We start from the raw sequence: 25,042 nt of genomic DNA on the forward strand, positions 1-25,042 counted from the left end.
AACGTGCGTTAGGCTGTGCTAGTATGTTGGTGTTTTTAAGCGTATTGGCGAAACTGTGTTACTAAACCGTTTTGCCTCGGTGAGGAAAAAAGCTATGCAAACGCGGTATCGCTGGTTAAAAGGCGCAGTCGTTGCCATCTGTGTGGTGGCGTTAAGTGGCTGTGGAACGCTTTTCTATCCTGAGCGTAAAGGACAGATGAGCGGTAATGTTGACCCGGTTGTGGCCATTGCCAATGGTGTTGGCCTGCTGTTTTTTATTGTGCCGGGGGTAATCGCCTATGCCGTTGATTTCTCAAACGGAACGATCTATCTACCCAGCCATGACTCGGCCTCACTTGACGTTGAACGCTTAAATGATGTCAACGACGTAGTCGCACTGGAAACGCTGCTGTCGCAAAAGGCAGGGCAGCCGGTGCGCCTGGATAACGAGCTGCTCATGGTGGAAGAGGTCGAAAGCCTCGATGTTGCCATGGCAATGGTGCGCATGTCTGGCGTGTTGGATGACGAAAAACTCGCCACCATGTAAGTCATCGCTAAAATGCCTCCAACAGATTGTCTGCTGGAGGTATTTTCGTTGATGGCAGTGTGTATTTAGTTGTTTTTTATCTAATGCGCGTACTCTGACGGGTTAGGAACGCTAGGGAAGCGTGGTGGGTGGGCGCGCATATAGGCATGGCAAGCGCGCAACACGCGGATATCGTCGTGTCTACCGCCTGACAGCTGAAAGCCTACCGGGAGCCCTTGTTCCGTAAATCCGCAGGGTACGGATGCAGCTGGCTGCTGGCTTAGGTTAAACGGGTAGCTAAAAGAGGCCCACTCCTCCCAGTCGTGCATTTTGCTGCCGGGGGGAACCTGATGGTTGATCTCGAAGGCGGGTATGGTGACGGCAGGAGTCATTAATAGATGGAACTGCTGATTAAAATACTCAAGGCGTTGAGTGAGCCTAGCGCGGTCGTTGAGTGCACGAAATAGCTCTACCGCTGACCATTTTTCGGCCTGCTTGGCATTGTCGACCAGCTCTGGGTCGAGTAATTTTCGTTGTTCATCATTCATCTTCGAGCATTGCTCTAGTGAGGCCGTGAACCATAGTTTGCGAAACGTATCGAGCGGTGACGCAAAACCGGGGTCCACTTCTACAACCTCAGCCCCGAGTTCGGAAAGATTATTGGCCGCTTCCCGTACACGTGCCGCAACCTGCGGGTCAACCGTGGCATATCCCAGATCGGCTGAAAAACCAATGCGCAAACCCTTCAGGTCTTTACCAATATCCTCACCCCAATCATCTGGCTGACCCCGTGTCGCGTAGGGGTCGCGATAGTCGTAGCGTCCTATGATGTTGAGCATACTGACCGCATCTTCAACGGAGCGTGTAAGTGGCCCTAAATGGGAAAGACTCGGCTCAGTGGCGGGCGGCCATTGAGGTGTCCAGCCGAAAGTCGGTTTAAAGCCAAAAACGCCGGTAAGCGCAGCGGGGATACGAATCGAACCGCCCGAGTCGCCTCCTTGGTGAAGCACTCCCATATTAAGCGCTGCCGCTGCGGCCGCGCCGCCGGATGAGCCACCGGGAGTCAAGCGAGTATCCCAGGGGTTGGCGGTTGCGCCAAACACGCGATTATCGGTAACCCCCTTCCAGCCAAATTCCGGGGTGTTGGTTTTACCTAGAATAACCGCGCCTGCTTCACGCAGCATTCGGGCTGGTGGGGCGTCGGTATCGCAGGGAGTGTCCGGGGTCGTGAGCGAACCACCTCGACAAGGCATACCCGCTACTTGGGTAAGGTCTTTAAGGGAAATGGGAACGCCGTCTATGGGGCTAAGGGGCTTGCCTTGCCCCCAGCGCCTTGAAGAGGCTTTGGCAGCGCTTTCTGCTCCTTCCTCATCAACGTAAACATACGCATTAACCTCTTTATTAAACCGCGCAATGCGCTTAAGTGCTGCACGGGTTGCTTCTAAGGGCGAGGCTTCGCGCGCTTTAAATAAAGCAGTGAGGGATTGCGCATCCATTACGCCCAAATCGTTATCGTTCACTTGCCGCTCCTTGCGATGCTTAATGGGTTATGTTTATAAGCCTAGGCAAGGGAGCATGGGTCTGCAAAAAGGGGCAATACGAAGTGCTCTCACTTGGCTTAGATGGCGGCGCTAATATGAGCACCACTGTATTTTATTGTTTTGCCTCGTCTTGATGGCTTTTTAGGTAGCGCTGAAACGTGTCCGGGTCATCCGTAAAGGCGCTTGTAACACCCCATGCCCAGTACGGGTGAAACGCACTTGGGTCGTTGACGGTGTAGCAAAGTAGTTGGTAACCCGCGTCGCGTACCGCGTTGACGTGATGGCGTGACAACCGTGGCCAGTGGCAATGTACGCTATAAGCGTCGATGGCCTCGCACTGAGATCGCCAGTTGGCAGGTAGTGCACGAAAGAGTGCCCCCAATGCTAGCTCCTGTGCATTGGCGTGTTGGCGGCAGCGCTTCAGCGCCTGAATATCAAATGACGAAACAATCAACCGCTCAGGCGGTAGCGCTGACATCAGTAGGGGGATGACGCGGTCGACCAGTGCTTCGCCGTCACGGCCTTTGTTAACCTTAAGTTCTATATTGACACCCATGGCGAGTGTGTCTAAAAGCGCTAACATGGATTTTAAGCTGGCCATGCGCTCACCGCGAAAGGCATCGCCAAACCAACTGCCCACGTCAAGCTGGCACGCTTGCGCCCAGCTTATACGGCTTATATTTCCATGCCCATCGGAGCAGCGCGAAACGTCTTTGTCGTGCCAAATAACCGCTGTGCCATCGCCGAGAAGCTGCACATCGAGCTCTACCCAGCGAGTGCCTGCGTCATGCGCGGCTTTAACGGCGGCCAGAGTGTTTTCAGGTGCTGCGGACGAATAACCGCGGTGAGCAATTAAGGCGGGCAGCGAGATTTCTGGGTGCATCATGAGCGTTCCGTTAGCCAATATAGCTGGAGTCTATCATGCGCGTTGTGACAGCTGCGTTGCGCAGCCGTCCCGATAGCGTTAGCGTGCTGGATTCCTCAATAAAAAGGAGTTCCCCCGCATGTCTCAACGGATTCAATTTGCTAAAACTGGTGGTTCAGAAATGCTTGAGCTGGTCGATGTGGCCCTGGATGCGCCAGCGGCTGGCGAAGTCCGCATTGCCAACAAGGCAATTGGCCTTAATTTTATCGATATCTATTTTCGCACCGGACTTTACCCTGCACCCGCCATGCCCTCGGGGCTGGGCACCGAAGGCGCTGGCGTGGTAGATGCCGTGGGCGAGGGCGTCACCCACCTAAAAGAAGGCGATCGAGTGGCTTATGCCCAAGGCCCGCTGGGGGCTTACGCCGAGCACCATACGCTCCCTGCCGATAAAGTCGTTAAGCTGCCCGATTTTGTTGATTTTGAAACCGCTGCGGCCAGCATGCTCAAAGGGCTAACGGTGCAGTATTTACTGCGCCAAACCTACGAGCTAAAGGGCGGTGAAACGATTTTATTCCACGCGGCAGCCGGCGGTGTCGGTTCGATTGCCTGCCAGTGGGCCAAGGCGTTAGGCGTAAAGCTGATTGGCACTGTCAGTTCACAAGATAAAGCCGATTTAGCCATGGCCAACGGTGCCTGGGCGACCATCAATTACACCGAAGAGGATGTCGTGCAGCGCGTGCGCGAGCTAACCAACGGTGAGATGTGTGACGTGGTTTACGACTCGGTGGGCAAAGATACCTGGGAGATGTCGCTGGACTGCCTGAAACCGCGTTCCTTGATGGTCAGCTTCGGCAACGCATCCGGCCCGGTTGATGGCGTGAATATCGGCATTCTCAATAAGAAAGGTTCGCTGTTTGTTACCCGTCCAAGTTTGAATGGCTACGCGGATACCCGTGAGCGCCTCGAAATGATGTGCGAGGACTTCTTTGCCATGCTGGAAAGCGGCAAGATCCATATCGACGTGGCGAACCGTTATCCGCTAAAAGACGTTGGCAAAGCCCAGGACGCGCTGCAGAGTCGTCAGACAACCGGCTCAACGGTTTTATTGCCCTAAAGCGTTATTGCGTTAAAACGCAAAACCGCCCTCGCAAGGCGAGGGCGGTAAAGGGAGCAAACAGTACCTAGTGGCTAGCCGTAGGCCAAGTTAGGCAGCCAAGTGACCAACGCCGGGAAGAGTATCACCAGCAGTAGCCCCAACGCCTGGATGCCCAGGAAGGGGAAGGATGAGCGGAAAATCTGCGCCATGGTGATATGCGGCGGACAGACTCCCTTGATATAGAACAGTGCATAGCCAAACGGCGGGCTCAAAAACGACATTTGCATATTGACCAGATAGATAACGCCAAACCACAGCGATACGTCGGTTGGGTCTACGCCGGGTAACCCAAGCACACCGTCAAAGGCAAGTCCCTCAATAAGCGGCACAAAGATTGGCACTGCTAGTAGTAAGATGCCTACCCAGTCGAGGAACATCCCCAACGCCACCAGTAGTACCATCATCAGCAGCAGCACCGCATAGGGCCCAAGACCCGCACCAGAAATCAGCTCCTGCACGAAGGTCTGACCGCCTTGCAAGATATAGAAGCCGACGAAGATACTGGCACCGAAGATAATCCACATCACCATGGCAGAAGCCACTAGCGTGGTCATACAGGCGGCATGCAGGTTGGCCCAGGTCAGGCGCTTGTGCATGGCGGCTACTACCAGGGCACCGAAGGTACCGATACCCGCTGCTTCCACGGGGGTGGCGATGCCGGTAAAGATGATACCCAGCACCAGCACAACCAGGACGATAGGAGCCAGCATGTTTCGCAGCAGGCGCAGCTTTTCTTTCATGTCAACTCGGTCTTCGACCGGCATCGGCGGCGCCATGTTGATGTTTAAGGTGCCACGTATCCAGCAGTAAAAGCCGTACATGAAGGCCAGCATCAAACCGGGAATCAACGAGCCTAGATACAATTCGCCCACCGATTGCTGAGCGATGACGCCGTAGATAATCGCCAGTATCGAGGGTGGGATGAGAATGCCCAAGGTGCCGCCGGCCATGATCGAGCCAATGGCAATTTCCGGGTCGTAGTTACGCTTGAGCATCGCTGGCAGGGCGATCAGGCCCATGGTGACCACCGCTGCGCCAATCACGCCGACCATCGCAGCCAGTAGCGTGGATGCGATGATGGTGGCGATGGCCAGGCCTGCTTTGAGGCCACCCATCCACTTATAGACGACGTCAAAGAGCTCCTCAATAATCCCCGCTTTTTCGAGCACCGATGCCATGAAGATGAACAGCGGAATGGCCGAGAGCTGATAGTTGGTCATCATCGGGAAGATGCGCGACGGCATCAGATTGAGCATGTTCTGATCGCCGATTAGGTAGAGAAAAGCCACCCCTAGACCACCTGTCACGAAGGCCAGCGGCAAACCTGCTACCAGCACCACCATCAGCGAACCGAACATCACCAACGTTAAGGCACCGATGCCGACGGAGCCAAGGCTGTTTTCAAGACTTCCTGCCAGGCTGTCGTAGTCAGTAACCGCGATGTTAATTATCTCGAAGGCCACCCAAGCCGCTAGCAAGCCAGCAATGATAAGTAGCACGTGCGCGAAGGTCCGACTGCCATCATGTGAGCGCCAGTGATAGCGATATGCCTGAGCGTCACGAATCAGTTGGCCGAGCCCCTGCAGTAGCAGAAGAAGCGCGCCAAAGAAGAGCATGAATTTCACCGGGTAGAACTGGATGGCCCATTCAGTGAAAGAGGATTCGTTGGAGTAGCTGGAACCGAAAAAGTATTCATCGCTTACTGCTTGAGAGAAGAATTTCCACCCCGTAAACAGCAAGGCGATGGTGAAGATGAAGAAGAAAACCGAGGTCACCAAGTCCAGCGCCGCTTTGTTAAGTGGCTTTGCCCGGGTGTACAGAATATCGACACGGACATGGCCACCTTCGCGAAGGGCATAAGCACCGGCAATCAAGTACTGCATGCCGAACATCAACGTCATCGACTCATGCACCCAGTTAGTCGGCGAGTTGAAGGCATAGCGCATCAACACTTCGTAGGCGAAGACGAAGGGTGCGATCAACGCCCAATAGGCCACATAGCGGCCGGAAAACCCGGAAATGCGGTCAACAATGATGGTAAATACGTTACCCGGTGGCTGGTAAGCCGCCTCAACCTCTTCGCCAGGAGGGACTTCGGCAACGTTACCACCATCAATGGTAGCGCCACGACGGAAGCTACGATCGACGAAAAACATCACCACCAGTGGCAAAAGAATCAGCACCGACCAGTAAAGCCAGTGTGGAAGAACGAAATCGATATTAAGATTCATGGACACTCCTCCGTGACACCATCACTCATCGGCGACGGTTCCGGATCATCGAGTCGAGGGGATGCGGAACAATAGTGGTTATTCTGGCCAAAACGGGTGTTGCGATTTTGCTTCGCAACACCCGATTGTCGAACAGGTAGGTCAGACGTTGAGCATCAAGCGTTGAGCTCGTAACCCTGTATGTCCTCCTCGGTGACCAACCCTACCGCAGGATCCATCATGGTGTTGAGGTGCGCTCTAAACAGGCGGGCAGCATCTGGATCTTTGTTGGCCCACTTGAACCATAGCGGGATGGCGGCATCGCGGAAGCGGCTGGCATCGTTTTCGGTAAGGTGGATGATCTCCACGCCCTTCTCGCGGTATTTGGGCCATGCTTCGGCGTTGGCTTTTTGGATCGCCGCATAGTGCTCGCGTGAATAGGCGGCTACCAAGTCGTGCATCAGATCCTGGGTTTGCGGTGACATACGCTCGAAGGTGCGACGGTTGACGGAGATGTCCATCAAGTCGACAGCCTGGTGCAAGCAGGGCGTAGAAGGCGGCCCCATGATGATGTAGTCGGCCACTTGCCAGAAGCCTAGCTCGTAATTGACCGCTGCGCCGGTGTAATCGGCTGCGTCGATGATGCCCTTTTCAAGCGCTGGATAGACCTCGGAACCCGGCAGCAGAGTCGTTTGCGCACCGATTGAAGCGAAGGTTTCGGCAACGATACCCCCCGGCATGCGAATCTTAACCCCTTTGAAATCATCGAAGCTGCGCAACGGAACCTTGGAGTGAATTAGGTTGAGGTCGTGATGGACATAGCCCAGCAGCTCCTGACCCTGCTTGCGGTAGAGGTCCTTGGCGATACCAAAGCCACCGTAAGCGCCGAACATCATATCCCACTGGTGTGGCACAGAAAGGCCCATCGGGTAGGCGGTAAGGAATACACCGGCGGGCATTTTGCCAGGCCAGTAGACGGTAAACCAGTTTTGGCCGTCGAGGACGCCGTTGCGCACCGCATCAGCGACTTCAAAAGCACCTGCTACAGCACCGGCGGGGAAGGGCTCGATGCGCACTTCGCCCCCTGTCGCCTCGGCAACACCAGCGGCCCACTCCTCAAAGATTCGGTAGCCCGTCGTACCCGGCTGCCAAGAGGACTGCATGCGAATGCGGATGCCTTCCTGAGCCTGAACGTTACCAATCCAAGGCGCGGCGACGGCAGCAGCGGAACCTACCGCGGCGGTTTTGAGGAAGTTGCGTCGCGTGGTCGAGGCATTCGAAGCGTTAGTTAAAAGAGAAGGCTGTTCGGTCGATGTAGAAATAGAAGACGGTTCATTAACGTTGTGCTTGTTATTTGGCATGTTGGAAACTCCAGCAGTGGTTCAGACCACAGATTTTTTTGTATTCCTATACTGAAAAGTGCACCACTTAGGGTCTCCCTGTGGCACAAGTAAGGTAATGCCTAACGTAAAAGCATCACTTCACGTAAAGAGAATTTAGCGAGTCCTGAGCTAAGAGCCAATTATTTTTTTCAACGGTCGCCATAGTAAGGCGAATGACTAAGGTAAAAATGGCGACATTTATTGAAGCCTAAGCACCGTTAGTCCACATCGACATATGCCCCCATGTGACGCATGCGTTGCTCAAATTTCGAAACGTTGTCGACCAAATCGTTAGGGCCGAAGGCGACACACTCCGCCAAAATCGCTTCGATCAGTGTGATCGCGGACAGAATCGAGGGAAAGAAATGGGGCGTCGTGTTGGCGACGTTAAACGTGATTTGCGCGCCCGGCACTAGCGGTGACCGCATGGTGTCCGTCACCACGATGGCTTTCACCCCGTTAGCGCGGGTGACATCTAGCGCTTTAACCGTTTCGGCGCAGTAAGGCTCAAAACCGAAGACGACCACAACATCGTCCTCATCAAAGCGGTCAAGCTCGGTCAAAAGCCCGCCTTCCAGGCCGCGAATGAGATGGATATCTGGTATCGCGATGCGCCCCACGTAGGCGAAGTGGTAGGCGCAGGCAAACGTATCGCGAAACCCAACCACTGCCACTTTGCGTGCGCCCAGAATCATCTGGGCGGCGTCGCGAACGCGTGATTGATTGTCGGCGGTAAATAGGCGGCCAATATTATCGAAGGCCGCATCGCCGACATCAAGGAACACTCGGTCATCAGTCTGGCTGGCTAGGTTGCGTAACTGGCTGGCGCGTCCGGAAAACTCGACCGGTCCCGCTTGTACCGCCGACTGAAACACGTCGCGAAATAGCTCATAGCTATCAAACCCCAGCCTTTTGGCCAAGCGGACAAGCGTAGAAGGGGTAACCTCTGCCGCCGCTGCGGATTTACGAATCGATTGAAAGGCAATATCCAACGGGTGCTCGAGAACATAGCCCGCGGCCAGTTTGAGCTGGGGGCTAAGGTCAGAATAAGCCTCTGCCAGTTGTTGATTAATCTCATCTGGGCGAACAGAGGGTGGCGTAACGGGCAAGAACTCTGTTGGGTCATGCTGAGTAGGGTCTGACATACACGGCTCCTAATCCTCGGCAGCATGCGAAAAAGTGGGGCATTGTAACCCACGGCTGGTGCGGTGGGCATCGCTGTGTCGAGTGGAAGAGATACATTTGTTTCATTGTTGATTGGTAACGGTACGAGTGTGTTGACGAGGGTGAATTCCGTGGACTACGATACGAGTAAAACAATTGTGTTTAATTAAATGTATTTATAACACAAATGTTTTATTCGGCGCGATGCGCACGTTCGCATTACCCACCCACGCTTAACGATTTATCGCAGGCTTTGACTACCATTATGCCGATTCACACCCCCTATCACGTCTCGCCTCGCTTCACGCTAACAGCCGATGCGATACCACCCTATGAAACACTGCTGGTTTCTTTGCAGGAGCAGGTGCTCGAAATTCGTTTTAATCGCCCGCACCGGCTCAATGCGGTGGTGGAAGCGTTTTATACCGAGCTGCTTGATGCGCTCGCAGTGGCTGAGCGGGCGGAAAACGTGCGTGCCGTGGTGTTAACCGGCGAAGGGCGGGCATTCTGCGTTGGCGCCGATATGAAAGAGCATGGCGGTGCTGCGCGTACACTCTATCAACGCCGCCAGTACTTGCAGCTGGGCAACGATGTTTGTGAAGCGGTTTATCGGCTGAAAAAGCCCGTAGTAGCGGCGATCAATGGTTACGCCCTGGGCGCCGGTGCGGAAATGGCAGTGGCCTGTGACTTTATTGTGATGGCTGAAAATGCACAGATAGGCTTCCCCGAGACGAGTATCGGTACCTGCGTAGGCGGTGGAGTCTCGAAGGTTTTACCGCAAATTGTCGGGCTCGTACAGGCGCGGCGACTGCTGTTCACTGGTGAGAAAATTACCGGCACGGAGGCGGCGCGTATCTCGCTGGCACTGGCCGCTTACCCGCAAGACCAACTGCTCGTCGAAGCCCATGTGCTCGGCGCAAAACTCGCCGAGCAGGCCCCGGTGTCGATGGCCATGCTTAAACGCTTAGTGAATGTTAGCAGTGCCAACGATGTCGATAGCCATCTCCAGCAGGAGCTAGACGCCGTTTTCACCTGCTCGACCACGGATGACTGGCAGGAGGGCGTGGATGCCTTCGCGCAAAAGCGCAAGCCGAGCTTCCAAGGTCGCTAACCCGTTTGTTTTTCTCGTCTCAAGGCAGTCTTGCTGTATTGCAAAGGTTAAAGGTTTAGGCATGAATCCGATTGAAGGTCATCTTCCCCTGCGTAGCCCGCTTCACGATATTTTAGCGCCCACCAGTATTGCTGTGGTGGGGGCATCTGCCGACCCAACCAAACGCGGCTACAAAGCCATGGTAGGCCTAATTAAAGACGGTTACCGAGGCGAGATTTACCCGGTTAATCCCAAAGCCGATATGATCTTAGGGGTAAAAGCGTGGCCATCGGTGGCAGACATTCCGGGTAATCCAGCGCTTGCGCTGATTTGTACCCCTGCAGCGACCATCCCGGGGTTAATTGGCGAGTGCGGCCGGCACGGCATCAAAGGCGCGGTCATTCTTGCCAGCGGCTTCGGCGAAGTGGGGGACGCAGGGGCGCGCCTTGATCAGGCAATGATGGCCGAGGCGCGTGCTCATGGCGTGCGTATTATCGGCCCCAATACATCGGGTGTGTTCAACCTACACCATCGGCTGAACTTGCTTGCCCTCGATAACGTTAAGCCCGGGAATATTGGGATAGTGTCGCAGTCGGGCAACATGCTGTTGTCGCTGGCGTTAGAAGCGCAGCACAACGGCCAAGTTGGGTTTAGCACCTACATTGGCCCGGGAAACCAGAGCGATATCGGCTTTAACGACTACCTGCGCTATCTCGGTGAGGATGAGCACACACGCGTTGCCACGCTTTATGTGGAAGGCTTTCGCGACGGCCGCAAGTTCCTGCAGGTCGCCCGCGATGTGACGGCGATGAAGCCGGTGGTGGTGTACAAATCTGGCTCCACTGAGCAAGGCCAAAAAGCGGCCAGTTCGCATACTGGGGCGCTAGCGGGCAGTTACCAAATGACGGTGGACCTGCTGCGCCAATCTGGCGTGAGTGTGGTGCAGTACTCCGATGAAATTTTGCCGGTGGCCGAAGGCTTGGGCCTTTTGCAGAAAGCGTGCGGCAAGCGCGTAGCGGTGATCGCCGACGGCGGCGGCCAGGCGACTATTGCCTCTGACCGCTTAGCCGAAACTGGCCTGACCCTTGCCGAGCTCTCGGATGAAACGCGTGCCAAACTACGCGAGATACTGTTTCCTCAGGCCTCTACCGCAAACCCCGTGGACGTTGCTGGCACATCGGATGCCAACCCGTCGCTGCTTGCCACATGTATGGAGATTGTCGCCTCCGACGATAACGTCGATAGCGTGTTTCTCGTGGGGATGTTCGGCGGCTACAGCTTGCGCTTTGCCGAGTCACTGCTGGGTGACGAGATGCGCGGCGCCGAGGCGATGGTGGATCTGTCCCATAGTACCTCAAAGCCGCTAGTGGTTTACAGTCTTTACGCGCCGGTCAAGCCGCCTGCACTTCGGCGCTTACACGAAGCGGGCCTGCCGGTTTACACCTCAATTGAGCACGCCGTGCGGGTGCTTGCAGCACTCGGTGAGCGCGGCGAGTATCTAGCGCAATGCGCCGTATTGAAGCCCGAAAAACAAACACAAGCCACGGAAAATGGGCGAACGTTGCTACGCCAGGCGCAAGCTCAGGGGCGTGACTTGTTAGAGTTTGAAGCAAAAACGCTTCTCGCGGAGCACGGTATCCGCGTGCCGGTCGAGCGCGTCGTTCGCCGTGTCGATGAGCTTGGTGAAATTGCCCGCGAGTTTGGCGCTCAGCCGCTGGCGATGAAGGTAGTATCGAAAGATATTCTGCATAAATCCGAGGCGGGCGGCGTTAAACTTAATTTAGTCGGTGAGGCGGCACTGCGGGGCGGTTTTGATCAGATTATGGCGTCCGCCCGTGTTTATGATGCTAACGCCGACATCGAGGGCGTATTGGTAACGCCCATGGCGGAAAAGGGCCTTGAGGTGATCATCGGCATGATGCGCGACCCGATTTTTGGCCCGGTGTTGATGTTTGGCCTTGGTGGTGTGTTTGTCGAGATTCTTGAAGACGTGGCCTTCCGCGCCATACCGCTTAGCCACCATGATGCTGCCGCGATGGTGGAGCAAATCAAAGCGAAGAAACTTTTCGAAGGCGTGCGCGGCGCCTCAGCGATTAATAAAGGGGCACTCGTTGAGCTTCTGCTCAGCGTTTCACGTATCGTAGAAGCCTACCCCCACATTGCTGAATTGGATATGAACCCGGTGATTGCCTACTCCGATGGCTACGCCGTGGTGGATGCGCGAATTATTGTTGAGGAGCCCCAATGACCCTGCCGACACTGCAAGACGCCACATTAAAGCTCGAGCATCGTATCGCGACGTTAACCCTAAACCGCCACGATGTACGTAACGCCCTAACCGGGACGGCGCTGGCTGACGATATCGTGGCGGTGGCCGAGTGGGTCAACCGCTGCGACGACGTGTCAGTGCTGCTGATCACCGGCGCGGGCTCAGCGTTCTCTGCTGGTGGAAACGTTAAAGACATGGCCAACCGCAGGGGCGATTTTGCTGGCAATGTTGCCGAAGTGGCCGAGCGCTACCGGCGGGGTATTCAACGCATACCGCTAGCATTGCAAGATGTAGAGGCACCAATTATCGCGGCGGTTAATGGGCCGGCGATTGGTGCGGGGTTTGATCTGGCCAATATGGCAGATATCCGTATTGCCTCACGCAAGGCGAAGTTCGGCGAGACATTTCTTAATTTGGGGATCATTCCCGGCGATGGCGGTGCCTGGTTCATGCAGCGTTTGATTGGTTACCAGCGCGCGTTTGAACTCACGCTTTCAGGCCGCATCATTGATGCCGAAGAAGCCAAAGCCTATGGCATTGTGCTAGAAGTGGCAGAGCCTGACGCGCTGATGGAGGCGGCACGGGTGCATGCCGAGCGTATTGCCGCGCAGCCGCCCAACGCCACGCGGCTGACCAAACGGCTAATGAAAATGGCGCCCAATATGGAGCTGAAAGGCTTTCTTGACGTCTGCGCCACCTTCCAAGGCATGTGTCACAATGAACCGGAACATTTAGACGCCGTGAATAAAATGCTGGATAGCATGGCGAAAAAATAGGCGTTAAAAACGCGTATTTTCCCTGTGCGCTTTTCGTCAGTTTATGAATGAGCCGCTTGCGCGTATTATCGCAGGCGATGGTTTAATCAATTGACGAGGAGTGCCACGAATGGAAGGGGTGAAACATATCGTCGCCGTTGCCTCGGGCAAGGGTGGCGTGGGTAAATCCACGGTAACGGTTAATTTAGCCCTAGCGCTTTCAGCGCAGGGTTACCGTGTGGGCGTGTTGGACGCCGATATTTACGGACCAAGCCAGGCCCAGATGCTCGGCGTGAAAGAAGGTGAGCGCCCGCAAGCTGCAGGGGAAGATAAGTTTTTCCCGCTTGAAGCCCATGGCATTCAGGCCATGTCGATGGCGTTTCTGGTTAACACCCGCGAGCCCATGGTATGGCGTGGCCCCATGGTCGTCGGTGCATTCCAACAGCTCTTAACCCAAACCCAGTGGGATAATCTTGATTTTCTGCTCATCGATATGCCACCTGGTACCGGTGATATTCAGCTAACACTTTCGCAGCGCGTACCGGTGTCTGGGGCTGTCATCGTCACCACACCGCAGGATATTGCGTTGCTGGATGCGCGCAAGGGCATCGAGATGTTCCGCAAGGTTAACGTGCCGGTGCTCGGCATTGTCGAGAATATGAGCACGTATCACTGTGAAAATTGCGGTCACGAAGCGCCCATTTTTGGTAGCGGTGGCGGCGAGCGGATTGCAGCCGAGTACGAAACCCAAGTGCTTGGTCGCTTGCCGCTGAGTTTGTCGATTCGTGAACTGGCGGATTCCGGCAACCCGAGTGTGATATCTGAGCCAGATAGCCCCGTGAGCCAGACGTTTGGTGAGATCGCCAAGCGTGTAGCAGCAGGTGTGGACGGCGCCGCCGAGCAAGGCCCGACGATTTCTTTTAGTGAGTGATAGTAACGCAATGAGCATTAAATCGGATAAATGGATTCGTCGCATGGCCGCCAGTGACGCCATGATTGAGCCTTTTGAAGCAGAACAGGTGCGCTACGTTGATGGCCAGCGCGTGATCTCGTACGGCACATCAAGCTATGGCTACGATGTGCGCTGCGCCGATGATTTTAAGGTGTTCACCAATATTCACTCGGCGGTGGTCGACCCGAAAGGGTTTGACGATAAGAGCTTTGTCGATGTGAAGGGGGATGTCTGCGTTATTCCGCCTAACTCTTTCGCGCTGGCGCGTACGGTGGAATATTTTCGTATCCCGCGCAGCGTGCTGACCATTTGCTTGGGAAAATCGACTTACGCGCGTTGTGGGATTATCGTCAACGTGACGCCGCTTGAGCCCGAATGGGAAGGGCACGTAACGCTGGAATTTTCCAATACCACCAACCTGCCAGCCAAAATCTACGCCAACGAAGGCGTGGCGCAAATGCTCTTTTTGGAATCCGATGAGATTTGTGAAACGTCCTATAAAGACCGGGGCGGTAAGTACATGGGCCAGCAGGGAGTGACACTCCCCCGAACCTAAAAAGCAGGGCACAAAAAACGGCGCTTGGCGTACAAACGCTCAAGCGCCGTTTTGCGTTTGGCTTAGGCGTGATCGTCGAGTTCGTCAAGCTCCTCAGCGGCGTCTTCGTGGCTTAAGCGGAGGCCCTGAGGTGGCAACGCGGTGCCGTCCAGTGTGGCCCCTGTCCCGCTGTATTGTAGGCGGCCGTTTAAAAACCAGCCGACCGCAATGGGGTAGATCAAGTGCTCGCGGGCGTGGACTTTTTCTTTTAGCGTCTCAATGGTGTCATCGGCGCTAACCTTGAGGGCGGCCTGAATCACCACCGGACCGCCGTCGAGCTCTTCGGTCACAAAATGAACGCTGCAGCCATGCTCTGACACGCCATCGGCGAGCGCTTGAGCGTGGGTATTTAGGCCCCGGTAGGCGGGCAGCAGCGACGGGTGGATATTGAGCATTCGCCCGAGAAAACGCTGCACAAAGCGCGGTGTCAGGATGCGCATAAAACCGGCGAGCACAATGAGGTCGGGCTCGTGACGCTCGATGACCTTGATCAACGCCCCGTCGTAAGCCTCGCGGCTATCGTATTCGCGATGCGGTAGAGCCACCGCATCGATGCCGGCGTCGCGGGCGCGCTTTAGTCCATAGGCATCCGCCTCGTTAGAGATAACCGCAACGATCTCACCGCCCAACCGGTCGTGGGATTGCGCTTCGATCAACGCTTGCAAGTTACTGCCGCTACCGGAAAGCAGCACCACAATGCGGCGTGCGTCCGTGGCTTCGGGTTCTATCTCTTTTAACGTATCGCTGGTGTAATCGGTGCTGCTCATGCGGGAAGATTCTCCAACGTCACGGCGTCACCTTCACGTGGTACGATGTTGCCCAAGGTGTAAACCGTTTCGCCTTGCGCTTGCAGGTGCGCGCGGGCTTTGTCGGCGTGAGCCGGCGGGACAACGATCACCATGCCGATACCGCAGTTGAGCACCCGGTGCATTTCAGTTTCGTCAACGTTGCCTTGGGCTTTCAACCAGTTGAAGACATCAGGGCGTTGCCAGCTGGCGATATCGATGTGCGCGGCTAAATGCTCGGGTAGCACGCGTGGAATGTTTTCCAACAACCCACCGCCGGTAATATGCGACAAGGCATGGACGGGCGTATCCGTTTCGCGCATTAGAGATAGCAATGGCTTGACATAGATGCGCGTTGGCGCCATCAGCGCTTCGCTTAGCGGCTTGCCATCGATGGCGGTGTCGAGCGGCGCCTCACTCACCTCAAGAATTTTGCGAATCAGCGAATAGCCGTTGGAGTGCGGTCCCGACGAAGCCAACCCTAATAGCACGTCACCGTCGCTGACGTTACTGCCGTCCAAGATGTTCGCTTTCTCGACGACACCCACGCAGAAGCCGGCGAGATCGTAATCGTCACCTTCGTACATGCCCGGCATTTCGGCTGTTTCACCGCCAACAAGCGCGCAGCCTGCTTGCTCGCAACCGGCACCGATGCCTTCGACGACGTCGGCGGCGATATCCACGTTGAGCTTTCCCGTGGCATAGTAGTCAAGAAAGAGCAGTGGCTCGGCACCGGCAACAATCAGATCGTTAACGCACATGGCGACAAGGTCGATGCCGATGGTGTCGTGTTTGCCAAGGTCCATCGCTAGGCGTAATTTTGTGCCCACGCCGTCGGTGCCCGATACCAACACCGGCTCTTTATAGTTTTTGGGAAGCTCACACAGGGCGCCAAAACCACCGAGGCCTCCCATTACCTCTGGGCGCGAGGTACGCTTGGCTACGTGCTTAATGCGGTCAACAAGGGCGTTACCCGCGTCAATGTCAACGCCCGCATCCTTGTAGCTTAGCGAGGGCTTGGTGGATGAATAGGGGGTCTCGGTCATAGCAGATCCTGTGGTGCAAAAAATATCGATGAAAGTAACGATGCTAATGCTGGCGGATAGCCAGCGCCGATGCGGTAACAGGCCGAATTGTAACACCCAGCGGCGTTAGTCGCATCGCTACAAGCAGCGTAACACGACAGGCTAACCAGCCTTTTGGTTCATGGAGGAGTCGCTGAATGCGTCATTCTTGGTGGGGAATCCTGCTGTTGGTGGTCATCGCAGGGTTTATCTATTTGCTCGATGCGGTCCTAATGCCGTTTGTGACCGGCATGATTCTAGCCTATCTGGCCGATCCGATGGCTAATCACTTTGAACGCTGGGGGATGAAGCGCCCTCTGGCTGTGACGAGTGTCTTTTTGGTGCTCTCGCTGATTCTGATCGTGAGTTTGCTGATTGTGGTGCCGCTGATTATTCAGCAGGTGAAAGAGTTAGGTGAAGCGCTTCCGGCCATTTTGCAATGGGTAGAAGTCACGCTTGCCCCTCAGCTGCAAGCGTGGACAGGCTACGACTTGCAAGCGGAAGTAGCGAATCTGCGCGAAATCCTGGTCCAGAACTGGCGTGATGCCGGGGGCTACTTAGCGCAGGCGCTTGGGCAGGTGGGGCGCTCTAGTATGGCACTGGTCTCTTGGGTGACGTATGTGGCTTTGGTCCCCGTTGTGACATTTTATTTACTGCTTGACTGGGACCGGTTAATTGACAATGTCGCCAACCTGATTCCCCGACAGTGGGTCGAAGATACCTATCGGTTGGTCGCCCGCTGCGATGAAGTGCTTTCGGCCTTTTTGCGTGGGCAACTGCTGGTAATGCTGTGCTTGGGCATCATATACGCGCTGGGGCTGAGTTTGATGGGGCTGAACTTCGGCCTTTTGATCGGTTTTATTTCCGGGATAGCCAGCATCGTGCCATTCTTAGGCTTTATCGTCGGGATGAGCATTGCGCTAGTCGTGGCACTGTTTCAGATGGGCACCGTTTGGGCGATCTTGGGCGTCATTGTGGTGTTTTCCATTGGCCAGGTGATCGAAAGTGTTGTGCTTCAGCCTAAGCTTTTAGGTGACAAAATTGGTCTGCATCCCGTGGCGGTGATTTTTGCCGTGTTGGCAGGAGGGGAGCTGTTTGGCTTTATCGGCGTATTGTTGGCATTGCCCGCTGCGGCGGTGATCATGGTGCTCTTACGCGAAGCGTTTGATCGCTACAAAGCCAGCTCGCTATATGATGCCGAAGCGGTGTCCGAAAGTGCAGCCTCAGAGCAGCACAAACTCAATCAGGATCTTTATGACGATAGGGGGACACCATGAGCCGAGTGCCGGCACAGTTACCCTTAGGCGTCGGGTTGCGCGATGATGCCACCTTCGAGAACTATTATACCAGTGCGGCTAACGCAGCGCTGGTGCAAGCATTGGTGAGCCAAATAGCGTCTCAAGGTGAGCCGTATTTGTTCCTATGGGGTAGTTCTGGTAGCGGTAAAAGTCACCTGCTGCAAGCGGCGTGTCACGCCGCATCGGATCACGATAAGCGCGCGCTCTATTTACCCTTGGCGGATTTAGGCCACTTTCCGCCGCTAATGCTAGAAGAGATTGAACGCTTAGACGTGGTCATGATCGACGACCTTGAGTGCGTCGTCGGGCGTAAGCGCTGGGAAGAGGGGTTATTCCACGCATTTAACCGCTTACGCGATGCGGGTAAATGCTTAGTGATTGCCGCGAACGCAGCACCGCGGCAGCTACCGGTTGTACTGCCGGATCTTGCCTCGCGGCTGACGTGGGGCGTGACGTTTCATATTCATCCTTTGGATGATGATGAGCGCCTAGGTGCGTTAAAACTACGAGCGAAAAGCCGAGGAATGCAGCTACCTAACGATGTAGGACGCTATATTTTGCACCGCGGGCCGCGTGAGCTTAGCGAGCTATGCCGTGCTTTGGAAACGCTGGATCAAGCCTCGCTGTCAGCAAAGCGTAAACTGACCATCCCATTTGTGAAGCAAGCGCTAGGCTGGTAAACAGGCATAAAAAAACCGCCAATGGCAAGCCACTGGCGGTTTTGAAAAAGCGCGGTGCTTGAAGATTAAGCCGTTTTGCTCATCTTGGTTGCCGTTTCTTGCGCTTGTTTGACGTTATCTTCGGTCAGCTTCTGGCTCTTCTGGATGAAGTCTTGCTGCAATCCGACAACTTTATCTGTATCGCCTTTAACACGCTCAGCCAGTTCTTTAGCGACTTTTTGCTGGCCTTCCATGTAAGAACGCAGACCTTCAGCGTCTTTAACGTCCATGAAGCTGCGCGCTTGAGCAATGCTGGTGTCGACGTAGGCTTTGCCTGCGTCAAGCTGGGCATTAAACATCTTTTCGGCGAAATCGACATTCAGTGCGGCAAAAGCGCGAGCCGGTGCCATGAACATGTTGTCGAACTGCTGAGTCATTTCGTTAGTGTTAATAGTGCGCATGATAAACCCTCCTAGGGTGATCGTTGTGGTGGTAATGCGAAGACCGTTGGTGTGAATATCTATGCAATCTTCGTCATGTTGCGTTGCAGTATAGATGCTGTTTTTGTGCAGTGCAACATTATTAGTGGTGCGATTTTAAATAACCGGATAAGAGGCGAGGCCTGAGTCGCGTATGGCGCATTTGCTTACTCGGGTAAGGGCGTTAGGCTGAAGAGTAACTAACGACTGTTCGTTTCATTAATGAAAAGGAGAGCATCATGTCGACACGCATCGAACGCGATAGTATGGGCGAGTTAAGTGTCCCCACCAAGGCGCTTTACGGCGCCCAGACCCAGCGCGCGGTGAATAATTTCCCGGTATCGCACCAGCCAATGCCGCCTGCGTTTATCCATGCTATTGCGCGCATCAAGCTCGCCGCAGCCGATACCAATCATGCCTTGGGTTTGCTCGATGAGGCGCGTGCCACTGCCATTAAAAACGCGGCTCAAGAGGTAATCGACGGCAAGCACGATGCTCACTTTCCGGTGGATGTTTTCCAGACCGGCTCTGGCACATCGAGCAATATGAACGTCAACGAGGTCTTAGCCAACCTCGCCAGCCGGGCAGGGGTCGAGGTACTGCCAAATGATCACGTCAATATGGGGCAATCGAGTAACGATGTGGTCCCGACAGCGATTCATGTTTCCGCGGCAATTGGCGTAGATAGCGTGCTACTACCTGCGCTAACGCACCTGCGCGAGGTGATTGCTCGGCGTGCTAGCGAGCTAGAGGACGTGGTGAAAACGGGGCGTACGCACCTAATGGACGCCATGCCGTTAACCATGGCGCAGGAGCTTGGCGGCTGGGTAAGTCAGTTGGATCAAGCGATTGAGCGTATTGAGGGCGCGATGACGCGCCTTCAACGCTTGGCGCAAGGTGGAACGGCAGTTGGTACCGGTATTAATGCGCCGGACGAATTTGGCGCTAGAATGGCCGAGCACTTGAGTGATCAAACCGGTCTTAGCTTTGTGCCTAACGATAGCTTTTTTGCCAGCCTCTCATCGCAGGATGCGGCCGTCGAACTCTCCGGCCAGCTTAAAGGTTTGGCCTGTGTGGTGATGAAGATTGCCAACGACTTACGCTGGATGAATTCCGGCCCTCTTGCCGGGCTTGGCGAGATTGAGCTTGAGGCGCTGCAACCCGGCAGCTCGATTATGCCGGGCAAAGTGAACCCGGTCATTCCTGAGTCCGCAGCGCAAACAGCAGCGCAAGTGATTGGTTTGGATACGGCGATTACCGTTGCCGGGCAGAGCGGTAACTTCCAGCTGAATGTGATGTTGCCGTTGGTGGCCTCGAATTTGCTGACGTCTGTCACGCTGATGAGCAATACGGCACGCTTGTTGGCGGATCGAGCGATTGCAACATTTAACGTGCGGGAAGATCAGTTGAGCGAGCCGTTGGCGCGTAATCCCATTTTGGTTACGGCCCTTAACGGTGTCATCGGGTACAACGCGGCGGCGGCAATCGCTAAAAAAGCGTATCAGGCCGGGCGACCGATTATCGACGTTGCCGAGGAAGAAACGGAGCTTGATCGACCAACGCTTGAACGCTTACTGAACCCGAAAAAACTCACCGAGGGGGGTGTGCCGGAGTGAGCTTGCTACACACAGGTGCTTTATGGCGACGCTAGTGCAAAATGCTTGCATTTCAGTCATAAAGCCGTAGAATACGCATCCGTTGTGGAGCGGCAGGACCATAGCTCAGTTGGTTAGAGCGCCACGTTGACATCGTGGAGGTCGGCGGTTCAAATCCGCCTGGTCCTACCAATAAATTAATAGTATTCCGCAGCTTAGTCAGTTTACTACCCGTTTCCAGGACCATAGCTCAGTTGGTTAGAGCGCCACGTTGACATCGTGGAGGTCGGCGGTTCAAATCCGCCTGGTCCTACCAAAATAACGCCCCATACGCTAATCGTATGGGGCGTTTTTGTTTTTGGGGTTTAACTGCCCAGCGCTTTGTCATAACGCTCAGCAAAAACGGGGAAGCTCTGTGCGCTGGGTAAAGATGGCCACGAGGGACTCAAGGCCCGCTTGGTCCGCCGCGCTGAAGCGCGTTGGCTGGGGGCTGTCGAGATCGAATACGCCCCAAAGCGCATCGCCTGACATAATGGGTATCACAAGTTCGGCGCGCGAGTTAGCGTCGCAGGCGATGTGATCGGCTACGGCGTGAACGTCATCCACTCGCTGGGTTTGCCCGCTGCGTGCTGCGGCGCCACAAACCCCCTTGCTGAATGGAATGGGATGGCACGCCGGCTTGCCTTGAAACGGGCCAAGGGAGAGCACTTCAGCCTCACGTTGTAGATAAAGCCCCACCCAGTTGAGTTCGGGGATTTGCTCAAAAACAAACGCACTGAGCTGAGCGCTATTGGTGAGCCAGTCGCGGGTATCTAGCAGGGCGTGGAGTTGTTTGCCCAGTAAAGCGTAATCGATAGGTGGTTGCGTCATCTCGTGTCCTGATAACACATCAGGCCGGCGTAAGCCAGCCTGATGGTCGTTCTTGAAGTCGAAGTGCTTTGCGCTTATTCGGTCCAGCCAGGGACGGCCGCGCCATCAAACAGCTCTTCAGCTTTTTCTATAACCGCTTCGCTTTGATAGGCGTCGACCAGCTGACGAATCGCTTCGCGATCCTCGTCACCTTCACGTACCACAATCAGGTTGACATAGGGCGACTCGGGGCCTTCTTTGATCAAGGCGTCGTCGAGGCTTAGCCCCGCCGGCTGAGCAAAGGTGTTATTGATGAATGCTAGGTCGACATCTGGCAGTACGCGGGGCAGCTGAGCCGCTTCAATTTCGCGGAAACGAAAATCATGCGGATTTTCAGTGATGTCGATAGGGGTCGCTTCCAAGTTTTCCGGGTCGTTGAGCGTGATCAAGTCGTGGTTGTGCATCAAGATTAACGCACGCCCTTCGTTAGACGGATCATTGGGAAGGGCAATCTGGGCGCCCTCCGGCAGCTCATCAATGCTCTCGTATTTTTCTGAATAGGCGCCAATCGGGTACACAAAGGTGTAGCCAGCAACGGCAAAGTCGTAGCCACGATCATTCACCATGGCTTGCATGTACGGTTCGTGCTGGTAGGCGTTGGCATCTAAGCTGCCATCTGCCAGAGCAGCATTGGGCGTGACATAGTCAGTAAACTCAATGATTTCAACCGTCAGGCCATGCTCGTCCTCAGCAATGCCCGCCGCGACCTGCATGACATCGGTTTCTGGGCCTGCCACAGTGCCCACTTTAATGCTGTGAGAGTCCGCATTCGCGACGTTGCCGGCCAGGGCGAGAGCGGATAAACCGCTAATTAAAAGCTTTTTCATATAGGTCTCCTGTTTCCGTGTAAATACTATTTTGGGGTAATAAAAAAACGATGTCTAATTCTTTTTGATTATAATGGTGATGGCTACTTACGATCACTTTTGCGCACTAAATAGTCGCCTAGGCTTTGGAAGCCTTGTACCATGACCACCAAAATGACCACGGTGATAAGCATGATAGTAGGGTTGAAGCGGTTATAGCCGTATCGAATACCTAGGTCCCCGAGCCCGCCACCGCCGACTGCGCCGGCCATGGCCGAGTAGCTCACAAGCGTTACCAGCGTGATGGTCAACCCGGTAATAATGCCGCCGCGTGCTTCAGGTAGTAGCACCTTACGAATAATCTGCCAGGGCGTGGCGCCCATGGCTTGTGCGGCCTCGATGAGCCCCGGTGATAGCTCGTTGAGCGCGCCTTCTACTAGCCGCGCGACAAAAGGGATAGCGGCTATGGTCAGTGGCACTGAAGCGGCGTTAATCCCGATGGAGGTACCCACTAACATGCGCGTAAAGGGGATGAGCGCCACCATCAGAATGATAAACGGAATTGAACGGCCGATATTGGTTACAATCCCGAGCACCTGATTGAGTATCGGCATGGACAAAATTTGCCGTGGACGCGTCACGTAGAGCATTACTCCGAGCGGTACGCCGAGCAGTGTTGAAATAAGGCCGGATACTCCTACCATATAGAGCGTATCCAGCGTTGCCTGCAGAATAAGATCAATCATCGCGCTGGACATGACCCAATACCTCTATTTGTAGCTGGTGAGATTCAAGAAAATGCATGGCTTGCTGGGTTTGTTCTGGCGTTCCGAGTAGTTCGGCGATCATCAAGCCTAAGGTGCGTTCCTGGATGGACTCCACTTTGGCTTGAAGAATACTGACATCGACGCCGCACTCCCGCGCGAGCTGAGAAATCAGCGGAGTTGAGACGGCATCGCCGGAAAACGTGAGCCGCACGATCGGGTGGGTGGCATCGCCCGGGTTTTCTTGCAAACGATTCACTAGCTCTTTCGGCGGCGCTAGCTGCAGGAAGTCATTTAAGAATTCACGCCCTAGCTGGGTGCGAGGCGAGGTGAAGAAATCGCCGACGACGGCGTCCTCCACCAGCTCGCCGTCAGAAATCAAGCTGACGCGATGGCAGATAGATTTAACCACTTCCATTTCATGCGTGATCAACAAAATGGTAATGCCAAGCGTATGGTTGATATCGCGCAGTAGCTCAAGAATGGAGCCGGTTGTTTGCGGGTCTAGCGCTGATGTCGCCTCATCGCAGAGCAATACCGCGGGTTCGCTGGCCAGCGCCCGGGCAATCGCGACGCGCTGCTTTTGCCCACCGGAGAGCTGAGCGGGAAACTGATGGGTCTTGTCGCTAAGCCCGACAAGCTCTAAAAGCGGAAGAACGCGCTCGCGAATTGCTTTTTTAGAGCGCCCCATCAATTCCAGCGGTAGGGCGATATTATCAAACACATTGCGCGTTGTGAGCAGGTTAAAGTGCTGAAAAATCATGCCAATACGGTGGCGAGCACGGTTTAGTTCTTGGGCATTCAGGCGCGTCATTTCTTGGCCATTAACCGTGACGCTACCTTCTGTCGGGCGCTCCAAAAGGTTTACGCAGCGTATCAGTGTTGATTTACCTGCGCCCGACAGGCCAATGACGCCATGAATAGTCCCTTTAGGGATGTATAAGTCTGCGTTTTTTAACGCGTGCACAGCGCCTGTGTCACTGCCATTAGCTTTACTAAAGTAAGTTTTACTGACGTTTTTAAGTTCGATCATGGGTCGCGTCTGCCTTATGTGAGGCCAAAGACGTAAAGTTAGGCCGACAATAGAGTGCGAGGGGCAAGCGTAGGGCGGGAAACAAAAAAAGGCCACCCTAAACGGGTGGCCATTAACGCTGGACACACCCTTTTAGCTGCATTTTACCCGGCGAGTAGCTGGGGTGACGCCCGCAATCTGGGTTCAAATCGGCGTCTTTACATTTGCGGCGAAAGTCTAAAGATCTGGCAGGGCGCTGTCAAATGGACTTAGCGCTATTTTTTATGATCAGGTCATATTGTAGATTTATTTACTTTTTTAGGTGTTTTTGTTGGGCACATTTAGTGTTGAAGTACGTTACCTAAAGCGTTGTATGGGAAATTTCACTTTGCCCGTGTTGTGGAAGGGGTGAACTCAGTCTAAAAGTGGCACAATGTCACCGACTTACGGCCAAGCGTTTGGCGATAAACCGTGTTGATTGAAAACCGTGTCCAGGGGGAAGCGATGTTTACCGGGATTGTCCAGGGTACTGCCGTTGTTGTTGCGGTACGCGAACTCGATGCCTTTCGTACGCACGTGGTGGAAATGCCTGCCCACATGCGGGATGGGCTTGAGATTGGGGCGTCTGTTGCCCACAACGGTGTTTGTCTGACCGTAACGGCGATTGATGACGACAACGTAAGCTTTGACTTGATGCGTGAAACGCTGCGATTGACCAATCTTGGTGCAATTGCGCCTGGGCAATGCGTCAATATTGAGCGTGCCGCGCGTTTCGGCGATGAAATTGGCGGGCATGCCATGTCAGGCCATGTGATCTGCAAAGCGAAGCTGGTTGAGATCGAAGAAGCGCCGAATAATCGTCGCCTGTGGTTTGCGCTGCCTAAAAAAGTCAGTCGATTTGTATTTGAGAAAGGGTATATCGGGGTGGACGGTATTAGCCTGACCGTGGCCGATGTACGCCGCGCGGATGAGAATGAGGGAGTGGAATTCAGCGTGAATCTCATACCCGAGACGCTGTTGCGCACGGTGTTAAACGAGCGGTCCCTTGGAGATGAGGTCAATATCGAGATTGACCCGCAAACCCAGGTTATTGTCGAGACGGTGGAGCGTGTCTTAGCGAGCCGCGTGTAGGTGAGATTTTGGGTTTGTTGACCGATTGGTTAGCTTTTGGCCTAAAGTTTGCT

23 protein-coding genes and 2 tRNA genes are annotated in these 25,042 nt (G+C 54.7%); 13 read left to right on the forward strand and 12 right to left on the reverse strand.

What is annotated here, in order from left to right; all coding sequences use genetic code 11:
* Positions 1-94 precede the first annotated feature (94 nt).
* Positions 95-526 carry a hypothetical protein gene (locus tag HZS81_RS12050; protein ID WP_179930810.1) on the forward strand — a complete coding sequence of 144 codons (432 nt, stop codon included), beginning with the start codon at positions 95-97 and terminating at the stop codon, positions 524-526.
* A gap of 80 nt (positions 527-606) precedes the next feature.
* Here the strand turns inward: HZS81_RS12050 and HZS81_RS12055 are convergent, their stop codons facing one another.
* Together HZS81_RS12055 and HZS81_RS12060 are read right to left on the reverse strand one after the other, a co-directional pair.
* Positions 607-2,025 carry an amidase gene (locus tag HZS81_RS12055; protein ID WP_179930811.1) on the reverse strand — a complete coding sequence of 473 codons (1,419 nt, stop codon included), beginning with the start codon at positions 2,023-2,025 and terminating at the stop codon, positions 607-609.
* A gap of 133 nt (positions 2,026-2,158) precedes the next feature.
* Positions 2,159-2,932, reverse strand: a complete 774-nt coding sequence (locus HZS81_RS12060; protein WP_179930812.1) for a glycerophosphoryl diester phosphodiesterase — start codon at positions 2,930-2,932, stop codon at positions 2,159-2,161.
* 118 nt (positions 2,933-3,050) lie between these two features.
* On the opposite strand from HZS81_RS12060, the gene HZS81_RS12065 reads away from it, so the two are divergent.
* Complete coding sequence (locus tag HZS81_RS12065; protein WP_179930813.1) at positions 3,051-4,028, forward strand: NADPH:quinone reductase; 978 nt, start codon at positions 3,051-3,053, stop codon at positions 4,026-4,028.
* Positions 4,029-4,102: 74 nt separating this feature from the next.
* Here HZS81_RS12065 and HZS81_RS12070 read toward each other — a convergent pair whose 3' ends face one another.
* The 3 genes from HZS81_RS12070 to HZS81_RS12080 form a co-directional block, all read right to left on the reverse strand.
* Positions 4,103-6,301, reverse strand: a complete 2,199-nt coding sequence (locus HZS81_RS12070) for a TRAP transporter large permease subunit (RefSeq protein WP_179930814.1) — start codon at positions 6,299-6,301, stop codon at positions 4,103-4,105.
* A gap of 155 nt (positions 6,302-6,456) precedes the next feature.
* The gene (gene dctP / locus HZS81_RS12075; protein ID WP_241697487.1) at positions 6,457-7,641 is read right to left on the reverse strand and encodes a TRAP transporter substrate-binding protein DctP; all 1,185 of its coding nucleotides are present in this window, start codon (positions 7,639-7,641) and stop codon (positions 6,457-6,459) included.
* 239 nt (positions 7,642-7,880) lie between these two features.
* Positions 7,881-8,807 carry a MurR/RpiR family transcriptional regulator gene (locus HZS81_RS12080; RefSeq protein WP_179930815.1) on the reverse strand — a complete coding sequence of 309 codons (927 nt, stop codon included), beginning with the start codon at positions 8,805-8,807 and terminating at the stop codon, positions 7,881-7,883.
* Positions 8,808-9,091: 284 nt separating this feature from the next.
* Here HZS81_RS12080 and HZS81_RS12085 point away from each other — a divergent pair, with 284 nt between their 5' ends.
* From HZS81_RS12085 to dcd, 5 genes are all read left to right on the forward strand, one after another.
* A complete protein-coding gene (locus tag HZS81_RS12085) occupies positions 9,092-9,937 on the forward strand; it encodes an enoyl-CoA hydratase/isomerase family protein (RefSeq protein WP_179930816.1) in 846 nt (281 codons plus the stop codon).
* 61 nt (positions 9,938-9,998) lie between these two features.
* Positions 9,999-12,164, forward strand: coding sequence for an acetate--CoA ligase family protein (locus tag HZS81_RS12090; RefSeq protein WP_179930817.1), 2,166 nt, complete (start codon positions 9,999-10,001; stop codon positions 12,162-12,164).
* On the forward strand, positions 12,161-12,961 hold the full coding sequence (locus HZS81_RS12095; protein WP_179930818.1) for an enoyl-CoA hydratase-related protein: 801 nt from the start codon (positions 12,161-12,163) through the stop codon (positions 12,959-12,961). The genes HZS81_RS12090 and HZS81_RS12095 overlap by 4 nt, the downstream gene beginning before the upstream one ends.
* Before the next feature lie 109 nt (positions 12,962-13,070).
* Positions 13,071-13,871: an iron-sulfur cluster carrier protein ApbC gene (gene apbC, locus HZS81_RS12100; protein ID WP_179930819.1), complete on the forward strand. Its 801-nt coding sequence runs from the start codon at positions 13,071-13,073 to the stop codon at positions 13,869-13,871.
* A gap of 10 nt (positions 13,872-13,881) precedes the next feature.
* Complete coding sequence (dcd, locus tag HZS81_RS12105) at positions 13,882-14,448, forward strand: dCTP deaminase (protein WP_179930820.1); 567 nt, start codon at positions 13,882-13,884, stop codon at positions 14,446-14,448.
* Between the two features lie 62 nt (positions 14,449-14,510).
* Here the strand turns inward: dcd and purN are convergent, their stop codons facing one another.
* Both purN and purM read right to left on the reverse strand, forming a co-directional pair.
* Positions 14,511-15,254, reverse strand: coding sequence for a phosphoribosylglycinamide formyltransferase (purN, locus tag HZS81_RS12110; protein WP_179930821.1), 744 nt, complete (start codon positions 15,252-15,254; stop codon positions 14,511-14,513).
* Positions 15,251-16,318, reverse strand: coding sequence for a phosphoribosylformylglycinamidine cyclo-ligase (purM, locus tag HZS81_RS12115; RefSeq protein WP_179930822.1), 1,068 nt, complete (start codon positions 16,316-16,318; stop codon positions 15,251-15,253). The genes purN and purM overlap by 4 nt, the downstream gene beginning before the upstream one ends.
* A 176-nt stretch (positions 16,319-16,494) precedes the next feature.
* Between purM and HZS81_RS12120 the strand changes: the two genes are divergently transcribed.
* Together HZS81_RS12120 and hda are read left to right on the forward strand one after the other, a co-directional pair.
* Positions 16,495-17,613, forward strand: coding sequence for an AI-2E family transporter (locus HZS81_RS12120; protein ID WP_179930823.1), 1,119 nt, complete (start codon positions 16,495-16,497; stop codon positions 17,611-17,613).
* The gene (gene hda, locus HZS81_RS12125) at positions 17,610-18,314 is read left to right on the forward strand and encodes a DnaA regulatory inactivator Hda (protein ID WP_179930824.1); all 705 of its coding nucleotides are present in this window, start codon (positions 17,610-17,612) and stop codon (positions 18,312-18,314) included. The genes HZS81_RS12120 and hda overlap by 4 nt, the downstream gene beginning before the upstream one ends.
* A gap of 65 nt (positions 18,315-18,379) precedes the next feature.
* Here the strand turns inward: hda and HZS81_RS12130 are convergent, their stop codons facing one another.
* Entirely contained in the window at positions 18,380-18,754 is a 375-nt protein-coding gene (locus HZS81_RS12130) for a phasin family protein (RefSeq protein WP_179930825.1), read from the reverse strand.
* A 257-nt stretch (positions 18,755-19,011) separates the two neighbouring features.
* Here HZS81_RS12130 and HZS81_RS12135 point away from each other — a divergent pair, with 257 nt between their 5' ends.
* The 3 genes from HZS81_RS12135 to HZS81_RS12145 all read left to right on the forward strand — a co-directional run bounded on the left by HZS81_RS12135 (position 19,012) and on the right by HZS81_RS12145 (position 20,683).
* Positions 19,012-20,388: a class II fumarate hydratase gene (locus HZS81_RS12135; RefSeq protein WP_179930826.1), complete on the forward strand. Its 1,377-nt coding sequence runs from the start codon at positions 19,012-19,014 to the stop codon at positions 20,386-20,388.
* Between the two features lie 94 nt (positions 20,389-20,482).
* Positions 20,483-20,559 (forward strand) — tRNA-Val (locus HZS81_RS12140).
* A gap of 47 nt (positions 20,560-20,606) precedes the next feature.
* Positions 20,607-20,683 (forward strand) — tRNA-Val (locus tag HZS81_RS12145).
* 77 nt (positions 20,684-20,760) lie between these two features.
* Here HZS81_RS12145 and HZS81_RS12150 read toward each other — a convergent pair.
* The 4 genes from HZS81_RS12150 to HZS81_RS12165 form a co-directional block, all read right to left on the reverse strand.
* Entirely contained in the window at positions 20,761-21,237 is a 477-nt protein-coding gene (locus HZS81_RS12150; RefSeq protein ID WP_179930827.1) for a GAF domain-containing protein, read from the reverse strand.
* Positions 21,238-21,311: 74 nt separating this feature from the next.
* Positions 21,312-22,103, reverse strand: a complete 792-nt coding sequence (locus HZS81_RS12155; RefSeq protein ID WP_179930828.1) for a MetQ/NlpA family ABC transporter substrate-binding protein — start codon at positions 22,101-22,103, stop codon at positions 21,312-21,314.
* A gap of 83 nt (positions 22,104-22,186) precedes the next feature.
* Entirely contained in the window at positions 22,187-22,840 is a 654-nt protein-coding gene (locus HZS81_RS12160; protein WP_179930829.1) for a methionine ABC transporter permease, read from the reverse strand.
* Positions 22,821-23,879: a methionine ABC transporter ATP-binding protein gene (locus HZS81_RS12165; protein ID WP_179930830.1), complete on the reverse strand. Its 1,059-nt coding sequence runs from the start codon at positions 23,877-23,879 to the stop codon at positions 22,821-22,823. Before HZS81_RS12165 ends, HZS81_RS12160 begins: the two co-directional genes overlap by 20 nt.
* 483 nt (positions 23,880-24,362) lie before the next feature.
* Here HZS81_RS12165 and HZS81_RS12170 point away from each other — a divergent pair, with 483 nt between their 5' ends.
* Positions 24,363-24,989, forward strand: a complete 627-nt coding sequence (locus HZS81_RS12170) for a riboflavin synthase subunit alpha (protein ID WP_179930874.1) — start codon at positions 24,363-24,365, stop codon at positions 24,987-24,989.
* Positions 24,990-25,042 lie beyond the last annotated feature (53 nt).

It is taken from the genome of Vreelandella salicampi, from assembly GCF_013415105.1.
Classification (GTDB): Bacteria; Pseudomonadota; Gammaproteobacteria; order Pseudomonadales; family Halomonadaceae; genus Vreelandella; species Vreelandella salicampi.

Bases quoted from the DNA above. Each gene is read 5' to 3' on its own strand.
- HZS81_RS12170 (WP_179930874.1), top strand. From the start codon at position 24,363: ATGTTTACCGGGATTGTCCAGGGTACTGCCGTTGTTGTTGCGGTACGC.
- HZS81_RS12095 (WP_179930818.1), top strand. From the start codon at position 12,161: ATGACCCTGCCGACACTGCAAGACGCCACATTAAAGCTCGAGCATCGT.
- HZS81_RS12090 (WP_179930817.1), top strand. From the start codon at position 9,999: ATGAATCCGATTGAAGGTCATCTTCCCCTGCGTAGCCCGCTTCACGAT.
- HZS81_RS12135 (WP_179930826.1), top strand. From the start codon at position 19,012: ATGTCGACACGCATCGAACGCGATAGTATGGGCGAGTTAAGTGTCCCC.
- HZS81_RS12080 (WP_179930815.1), bottom strand. From the start codon at position 8,807: ATGTCAGACCCTACTCAGCATGACCCAACAGAGTTCTTGCCCGTTACG.
- dctP (WP_241697487.1), bottom strand. From the start codon at position 7,641: ATGCCAAATAACAAGCACAACGTTAATGAACCGTCTTCTATTTCTACA.
- HZS81_RS12085 (WP_179930816.1), top strand. From the start codon at position 9,092: ATGCCGATTCACACCCCCTATCACGTCTCGCCTCGCTTCACGCTAACA.
- HZS81_RS12060 (WP_179930812.1), bottom strand. From the start codon at position 2,932: ATGATGCACCCAGAAATCTCGCTGCCCGCCTTAATTGCTCACCGCGGT.
- dcd (WP_179930820.1), top strand. From the start codon at position 13,882: ATGAGCATTAAATCGGATAAATGGATTCGTCGCATGGCCGCCAGTGAC.
- HZS81_RS12120 (WP_179930823.1), top strand. From the start codon at position 16,495: ATGCGTCATTCTTGGTGGGGAATCCTGCTGTTGGTGGTCATCGCAGGG.
- purM (WP_179930822.1), bottom strand. From the start codon at position 16,318: ATGACCGAGACCCCCTATTCATCCACCAAGCCCTCGCTAAGCTACAAG.
- HZS81_RS12165 (WP_179930830.1), bottom strand. From the start codon at position 23,879: ATGATCGAACTTAAAAACGTCAGTAAAACTTACTTTAGTAAAGCTAAT.
- apbC (WP_179930819.1), top strand. From the start codon at position 13,071: ATGGAAGGGGTGAAACATATCGTCGCCGTTGCCTCGGGCAAGGGTGGC.
- HZS81_RS12065 (WP_179930813.1), top strand. From the start codon at position 3,051: ATGTCTCAACGGATTCAATTTGCTAAAACTGGTGGTTCAGAAATGCTT.
- HZS81_RS12150 (WP_179930827.1), bottom strand. From the start codon at position 21,237: ATGACGCAACCACCTATCGATTACGCTTTACTGGGCAAACAACTCCAC.
- purN (WP_179930821.1), bottom strand. From the start codon at position 15,254: ATGAGCAGCACCGATTACACCAGCGATACGTTAAAAGAGATAGAACCC.
- HZS81_RS12155 (WP_179930828.1), bottom strand. From the start codon at position 22,103: ATGAAAAAGCTTTTAATTAGCGGTTTATCCGCTCTCGCCCTGGCCGGC.
- HZS81_RS12160 (WP_179930829.1), bottom strand. From the start codon at position 22,840: ATGTCCAGCGCGATGATTGATCTTATTCTGCAGGCAACGCTGGATACG.
- hda (WP_179930824.1), top strand. From the start codon at position 17,610: ATGAGCCGAGTGCCGGCACAGTTACCCTTAGGCGTCGGGTTGCGCGAT.
- HZS81_RS12130 (WP_179930825.1), bottom strand. From the start codon at position 18,754: ATGCGCACTATTAACACTAACGAAATGACTCAGCAGTTCGACAACATG.
- HZS81_RS12070 (WP_179930814.1), bottom strand. From the start codon at position 6,301: ATGAATCTTAATATCGATTTCGTTCTTCCACACTGGCTTTACTGGTCG.
- HZS81_RS12050 (WP_179930810.1), top strand. From the start codon at position 95: ATGCAAACGCGGTATCGCTGGTTAAAAGGCGCAGTCGTTGCCATCTGT.